Source organism: Enterococcus sp. AZ063 (assembly GCF_051715045.1).
GTDB lineage: Bacteria > Bacillota > Bacilli > Lactobacillales > Enterococcaceae > Enterococcus_D > Enterococcus_D casseliflavus.
On the sequence record NZ_JBIOTA010000002.1, the window covers coordinates 64657 to 72240 of the forward strand.

Genomic DNA, 7584 nt, shown 5'->3' on the forward strand with positions numbered 1-7584 from the left:
CGTTATGCTAGAAATTTGAATTTGTTTATATATGTGTATTAAGTTATTAGGAAATATCCTTATTTATGTATAGAATAACTCTATACATACTTGGTGTGGTCTATTTGATTATTATCGTAAGTATAATTACGTCAGTTTATGTATTGAGAAATCAGGAAAGTATACTTTCCTGATTTCAGACTGTAGACAAACCTTATACAAATATGAGGTTTGTCTTTTTTCTATGTAATATTCTATGAATAATCGATAGATTAGGCAGTTTTCCTTTTGGAAAACGCCTCTTTTGCGCTCTGATCCTTTTTATTTTTGCTAGCTTTTTCATATTAAGACACGCAAAAGTAAGCCCAATTTTCATGTGCATTTTTTCAATTCCTATTTGATTGGTATAACGTAATCCATGAAATTCTTTTGCTGTCCCAAAAATTCGTTCAATGGTTTCTTTTCTCTTTTTATAAAGTTCTTTGAACCAACTTTGATGGCGTATCTCTTCACAGGTTTCTAAAGCTTCAGCCCAAATATGTCTAGTGATTACTTGGGTATGATTTTTTGAGTTGGTACACTTAGATAAGAAAGGACAATTTTTGCAATCCTTTGGATTGCTTTTGTATTCGATATATCCTTTACGATTGGTAGTGGTATAAGAGAGTATTTTATTATTGGGACAGATATAACAATTATAGTAATCGTCATAAACATATTCATGTTTCTTGAAATAGCCTTTTTAGTCATCGGACGTTTATATGGGAAAATTGGGGTCAATTTATGTTCGAGTAGTAATTGTGCAATTGCTGGTGTCTTATACCCAGCATCCATAATCAATTTTTCTAGGGGAAAAGCTCCTTTGAGCTTGTTAAACAAAGAAACAAACGTACGACTGTCATGAAAGTTCCCTGGGTGTGTAGTATAACCTAGTATCCATCCATGTTTATCACATGCCACTTGTGAGCTATAGGCAAAAACTTCTTTGTGTTCACCTTTGTGAAACCAACCACTTTCAGGATCAGTCGTACTTCTTTTTTTCAAGGAGGTTTTACTTTCTGCGTTTGTTTCTTTTAAGGGCTTTTTTAAATGTTTTTCTCGATTCTTGGTGATTTCTTTTGTCAGCTTATCTGTATAAAAAACAGCTTGTTCCATTACTTCGACAGATTCTTTTTTGTTACGATTCGCATGTGCTTTAATATGCGTACTATCAATAAATACTTCCGAAGTATCTACGATACCTTCAGCGATACATTGTTCTAGAATTTCATAAAAAATTTTTTCAAAGAGATCTGTTCCTTTGAACCGTCGCGTATAGTTTTTACCAAATGTTGAAAAATGAGGAACAGGATCTTCTAAACTCAAACCTAAAAACCAGCGATAAGCGATATTCACTTCTATTTCTTTTATTGTTTGTCTCATACTTTTAATACCAAATAGATATTGAATCATTGGTAATTTAATTAGAAGAATAGGATCCAAGCTAGGACGTCCCTGGATTTCATCGTATTTCTCTTTAACCAATTCATAAATAAAGGAGAAATCAATACATTGATCTATTTGCCGCAATAAATGGTCCTGTGGGACCAAGTCTTCAAGAGAAAAGAAACCGATTTGTGCGCGTTTACTCATATCTTGTTTTGAGAGCATCTGGATACACCTCCAATTGATACTCTTATTTTAACGGATAAAAAAGACAAAGCACTAAAAACTAGTACTTTGTCTACAGTCTGACACACTAAAATGATTAGTGTGCTTTTTACTACGTTCTTTTACTCTAAAATAGTTACTTTATGTCCATATTTTGTAGCATGAGCATTGGCTTTGGTTACGACAGAATCAGAAAAAAAATGTTTGTGACTTACATGATTAGTTTCTAAACATTTCCAATAGTAACCAGAATTACTGAAACTGAGCATTTCCCAACCTAAAAATAATAAGCTTATTCCTAAAATAACGCTAACAATACTAAAAATATGTCTTTTTTTAATGTTTTTATGCATTGTAAACCGTCACCTTATGTCCATATTTAGCAGCATGAGCATTAGCTTTAGTTACTGCTGTACTAGAAATCCAGTGTAATTCACTAGTGTACCCACAAGTATAGCAACGCCATTTGTAACCAAAAATCCGCGTATTAGGATTAACTTCTTCGTGAGATTCTTGAAGATTTAATAAACTATCATTTTTTAATAATTGCGTCGTTTCATGAGTATGATTTTCTCCCACACTTTGAGCGGACACAGAGGATTCCCTGCCTAACATAGCAACACTTAACCCTAATATACTTAAACTTAAAATTAATTTGCTTTTCATGGTAACTTCCTTCCAGAAAAATAATTATTTATTATGTGATAATTTTAACAAGACGAAAAAACGCTGTCAAATGCTTTAATTTCATAAAAATGGCATATTATTTAAATGTTTTTTACCGGTAAAATTTTGAAAACCACATAATTATCAATTTTTCGTCAGAAAGTGATATCACGATAGAACCAAACCACACTGCGGTTTCTATCCATTTTGATATCAGGTTCCCCTTATGCTCTTACACAAAATTTGTGAAAAAAATCCCTCAAAAAGCCTAAAACACTGGCAAAAGATTTTGCCAGCAATTAACCAGGATCGATTTAAACGCCCGTAAAATCCGATTTGAGCAGTTTTAATTTTCTTTTGATGTTTTTATAAATACCAAAACGTTTTAAAACGTTTTAGATCGAAAAATAAATAGGTTTTAAGGGGTGCTGTAGCTGTTTTTAAAATTTGAATCATTGCTTTTTAAAAATAAAGCTGGTATACTCAAGGTGCGAAATGCGATAATTTTGCTCAAGAAAAAACACAAAGGGCAGACCTACGGCGAATAGGTCTGCCCTTATTTTTGCGCTAGTTGCGACGGCTAGCGTGTGTACTAGAAGCAACTTACTTTCGATTATCGTCTTTCTCGTCTAACCAATGAGAAACTAGTTCAATGACTAACCCAACAAAGATTGGTGCGATAACCAATGTGAAGATTTTATCTAACAAGAGAAACACCCCCTTACGGGGCAAGTTGCCAAGTTAGAGTATATCATATCCGCCTTTGGGTTGTTAGGGCTTGCCCTGACCGCCTGTAAGGCGCTTTGAAAGTAGAATAAGGGATTTTTTATACTAAAACTGTTTTAAAACGGCTTAAACGAACGCTGAGAGTCTCACACAGCCCTCTCTGATCGTTTTTCTTTTTATTCGGTTTTCCGACCAACATACAACAAAAAGAAAAACGATTTCATCCATTTCTTTCAGCCTTTTGTTAGAACGTTTATAAAAATGGCTCTATAATTTATGGGACTGATGAATCAGAATTGATTCTTCAGCCCCATTTTCATTTTAGGTATTAAAAAACATATCGTTCTCTAGTATGATTAAATCACCACAAAATAAACAACTGAGAGGACGATATGCTATATGAATGATTCTATCAAAAAAATGCTGAGAATAATAGAGAAAGATTTGATGATTACAGAGGTCTCTTACGAGACCCTTCAGAAGAAAAAGACGTTGGTCGTCGATGCTGTTCTCTCGCCTACTCCTCGTGCTTGTAGAAGTTGTGGTTCTACTGTGGTAGATGGAAGCGGGAAAGCAATTATAGTGAAAAATGGAAAAAAGGAAACGATTGTCCGTTTTGAACAATACAATCAGATGCCTTTGGTTATGCGCCTAAAAAAGCAACGCTATACCTGTAAAAACTGTCGCACCCATTGGACGGCTCAAAGTTATTTTGTCCAACCCAGACATTCAATCGCAAATCATGTTAGATATAAAATTGCTTCTTTACTGACTGAAAAAGTATCTTTATCTTTTATTGCGAAAAGCTGTCAGGTATCTTTGACCACCGTTATTCGTACGTTGAAAGAGTTTAAAAGCTATTTGCCAAAGCAATCTAAGAAGATTCTCCCCAGAGTATTGATGGTTGATGAATTTCGTTCGCACGCTTCCATAGAAGATAAAATGAGCTTTATTTGTGCAGATGGCGAAACAGGAAAATTAATTGATGTTTTGCCTACGCGTAAATTACCCCGATTAACAAGCTATTTCTTAGGGTGTACCAATCCAGAAGAAGTAGAATTCTTGGTTACAGACATGAACGCTGCCTACTTCCAGCTCACCAAACGTGTTCTGCCAAATGCGAAAATAGTGATTGATCGGTTTCATATTGTCAAACACATGAATCAAGCGTTCAATGAGTTGCGTATCCGTGAAATGAATGAACTTCGTAAAGCAGGACAGAAAAGCCAGGCAGAAAAACTGAAAAAGAACTGGCGCTTTTTGCTAAAAAATCGTGCAAGCATCAACCATTATGAGTACAAAACATGGAAAAGTTTCCGAGCACCAAAATACCCATTTCTCACTGAAGCAATGATGATTGATCGATTGCTTGAGTTTTCTGCGCCCCTAAAGGAGGCGTATCCCTTTTTTCATGAATTAGTCGAAGCCTTTCGAGACAAAGACCCTGACTTATTTTTCTCCTTATTGGCAGAACTTCCTGAAACGTTAGATGACGGCTTTCGGGAGAAGCTTCAAAACCTTCTCACCTATGAAGAAGGCATCACCAACGCAATGATCTATCCTTATTCCAATGGAAAAATTGAAGCGAAGAATACCCACATAAAGACAATGAAACGAGTATCCTACGGATTTAAATCATTCGAGAACATGAGAATTAGAATCTTTTTGATCAATCAATTAATCAATGTAAGATAACAAAAAATCTGAGCCAGAATGTGGTTCATTCTGACCCAGATTTGATTTTACGCAACTCATCAGTCCTTATTGACAAAGAGCCATAAAAATAAGAAAAACAAAAACGCACACGCTAGTGAGCAACGTGTGCGCTTCGTACTTTCTATACAAATTAGGAAGCCCTCTCACGCCCTGATCTCATAGAAAGATTTTTTTGGTGATAGTTAGTACACTGAAAGCAAGTGCCTTTTCTAGAGTATAGCACCCCTTCTCTAAAATGCATGTTTTCTTTTGTTGGCTTTCTGGGAGAAAACGCACACAAAAGAAAAAAAGCGCACTTGCAGAAACGCTCTTCCCTCCGTATACTAAAAGCAATCAATCAGTTCACACATCTGAGCAGTCCTTTCTTAAGGAATACTTTGCTAGCCAACAGTAGCCGACTGCCGTTGGTCTGTTTTTTACTCAGTGAAGAAAAGGGCACGTTCCTGGGTTGTATCCCATAAAAAATAACATGCTATTACTTTCTCTAAGTCATGAGTTTCACAAACAAGCAGTCGTCATAAAGTGCAGGAACGTCCCTTTTTTCTCAATCATTGAACCTAGACCAATTAAAAATCACAAACAAAGCCTCTGTATCCCTTGATACAGAGGCTACTTTGTCTAGTGTACATTATGTTAACTAGATGATTAAATAACACTTGTACCTATTGACCTGGATCGATTTTTTACTTTATTCTAAAGATAGAAGGAAGGCGCTTTCTATTTTAATCCTTAGGAGGGATCTATTCATGAAAAAGAACGTATTTTTAGGTGTAGGTGCTTTAGGACTGTGTTTAGGATTAATCGGCAACGCTGTTATAGCCTCTGCAAATAATATTGAAAAAGATACTAGTCACTCTCAAGAAGTAATAAAGGATCCTTATCTCCAAAATGATCTAACAGGTCTGAATATTAATGAGTCCAATACTATTGATTCTGAACAAGCAACTGAACGTGGCTTGGGATATTACTGGAAGTGTTATACATGTGGTTATCACAGTGAATGGCATATGTTTGCGGGAACAGCTGTGGCAAACGCAAATAAACATGCGCATAAATATGGTCATATAACCACCGTATATCCTAATTAAAAAATGAGAACAACCGAAGACCGCTAGTGTGCAAGACTAGCGGTCTTTTTTACGATCTATTATTTCTCTAGATTAACAGGTAGTTCAGCTATTTCCAAAAAATAGAAATCAAATAGTGCACTAACATTATCCCGATAAAAAGACCTAACATCAATAACACATATAACCAATTTTTCTTACTATAATTTCCGTTGTAAGGTCTTTTACTAGCAACCCATTTCCATAAATCAAAATTATTCATCCAAATCACCATCCAGTTGTGTAATGTCCGATATATTGTCCTCCTCCAACATATGTTACTCTTTCTAAATACCCTAGGTAAGCCAATGTTTGCCATGTTTTTGGCGGATACATGCCTACAGGAAATAAAATACTAAATTTAAATACTTGGACTCTAGGAGAAACCATATGAAAAGTATCTGTCAGCATTTTGGGCTCAGTGATAGTTCTATCATATTGAACGATTGTGTCTTCAGATGTATCGTTAGCAGCATACGCAGAACTCACACCAACTAAAGAAAACATTCCCATAGAAACAGCTAAAAATCCTAAGACAACTTTTTTCATACATATCCCTCCAATATCTTTCTTATTTACGTAAATATTATATAATATTTACGCTTAAAATGTAACCGCTTTCTAAAAGATTTTCAACTACGTATTTTTAAGAAAAATTAGTAAAATAAATTTTAAAAGCTTGATATAACAATGTTTCTTAGTTTCAAAAAGTTATATAAAAAAAATTCAAATTTAGAAGATTCCGAAGAAAAACGAAAAAACAGTTAAAACAAAAAGAGGGGATTCAAAGTAAAGTTCATTTTGTGCATTATGTTAACTACGGACTTAAATATTATATTATAAAAAAATACTCTTGAAAACAAAATAAGAGATTTAATATAATAATTCTGTAGTCGATTACAAAAAACAAAAAATAATTTATATGGAGATGAATTTATGGTCACGAGTATATCAACGCAAATAATCGGTGAAATTATAGGAACAATGATTTTAGTTTTATTGGGTAATGGTGTCGTGGCTGGTGTAATTTTACGTAAAACAAAATCTGAAGGTGCAGGATGGATTGCAATCACTCTAGGCTGGGGGGGCGCAGTTACAATAAGTGCTTATGCGGCTGGCTATTTGTCCTTTGCACATTTGAATCCTGCAGTAACGATTGGAATGGCCATTGCTGGAAAAATTGGCTGGGAAATGGTTGTTCCTTATATCTTAGGTCAACTGATCGGTGCAATTATCGGAGCAGTATTAGTATACATTCATTACTACCCACACTGGAAAGAAACGAAAGATCAAGCGACTATTTTAGGTGTATTCTCAACTGGACCATCCATTCGTAATTTAGGAGCCAACTTAATTAGCGAAATTATCGGAACCTTTATATTGGTATTTGCCTTGCTAGCTTTTGGCATGAGCAAATTTGGCGATGGGTTGAATCCAATCGCTGTTGGTATTTTGATTTTGGCCATTGGACTTTCTCTAGGTGGAACAACTGGATATGCTATCAATCCAGCTCGAGACTTAGGTCCACGGATTGTGCATGCCTTTCTGCCAATTCCAAATAAAGGCGAATCGGATTGGGGCTACTCTTGGGTTCCTGTTGTTGGTCCGATTATAGGTGGTATTTTAGCTGCATTATTGTTTATGATTTTACCAATGTAATTTTTTAAGGGTAATAGGTTTTTTTCTATTTTCTATTACCCTAACATATTTATTTTTTGAACAATTTTTCATGAAAAGGACA

Annotated in this window: 6 protein-coding genes and 1 pseudogene; 3 read left to right on the forward strand and 4 right to left on the reverse strand. The window is 34.9% G+C overall.

Annotation, left to right across the window (positions count from 1 at the left end; genetic code table 11):
• Window positions 1-193: 193 nt before the first annotated feature.
• The 3 genes and pseudogenes from IGK61_RS18060 to IGK61_RS18070 form a co-directional block, all read right to left on the reverse strand.
• Window positions 194-1629 (reverse strand): annotated as a pseudogene (locus IGK61_RS18060) (IS1182 family transposase).
• Window positions 1630-1974: 345 nt separating this feature from the next.
• Window positions 1975-2295 carry a hypothetical protein gene (locus tag IGK61_RS18065; protein ID WP_438845058.1) on the reverse strand — a complete coding sequence of 107 codons (321 nt, stop codon included), beginning with the start codon at window positions 2293-2295 and terminating at the stop codon, window positions 1975-1977.
• A 603-nt stretch (window positions 2296-2898) separates the two neighbouring features.
• Window positions 2899-3003, reverse strand: a complete 105-nt coding sequence (locus IGK61_RS18070) for a type I toxin-antitoxin system Fst family toxin (protein WP_438845059.1) — start codon at window positions 3001-3003, stop codon at window positions 2899-2901.
• 417 nt (window positions 3004-3420) lie between these two features.
• Between IGK61_RS18070 and IGK61_RS18075 the strand changes: the two genes are divergently transcribed.
• Together IGK61_RS18075 and IGK61_RS18080 are read left to right on the forward strand one after the other, a co-directional pair.
• The gene (locus IGK61_RS18075) at window positions 3421-4716 is read left to right on the forward strand and encodes an ISL3-like element ISEfa11 family transposase (RefSeq protein ID WP_422705353.1); all 1296 of its coding nucleotides are present in this window, start codon (window positions 3421-3423) and stop codon (window positions 4714-4716) included.
• A gap of 767 nt (window positions 4717-5483) precedes the next feature.
• On the forward strand, window positions 5484-5825 hold the full coding sequence (locus IGK61_RS18080) for a hypothetical protein (protein WP_438845060.1): 342 nt from the start codon (window positions 5484-5486) through the stop codon (window positions 5823-5825).
• Between the two features lie 246 nt (window positions 5826-6071).
• On the opposite strand, the gene IGK61_RS18085 is transcribed toward IGK61_RS18080, so the two are convergent.
• A complete protein-coding gene (locus IGK61_RS18085; protein WP_438845061.1) occupies window positions 6072-6392 on the reverse strand; it encodes a hypothetical protein in 321 nt (106 codons plus the stop codon).
• 387 nt (window positions 6393-6779) lie between these two features.
• Here IGK61_RS18085 and IGK61_RS18090 point away from each other — a divergent pair, with 387 nt between their 5' ends.
• Window positions 6780-7502 (forward strand): MIP/aquaporin family protein, encoded by a 723-nt coding sequence (locus IGK61_RS18090; RefSeq protein WP_438845062.1) that lies wholly within the window; start codon window positions 6780-6782, stop codon window positions 7500-7502.
• The last annotated feature ends 82 nt before the right edge of the window (window positions 7503-7584 follow it).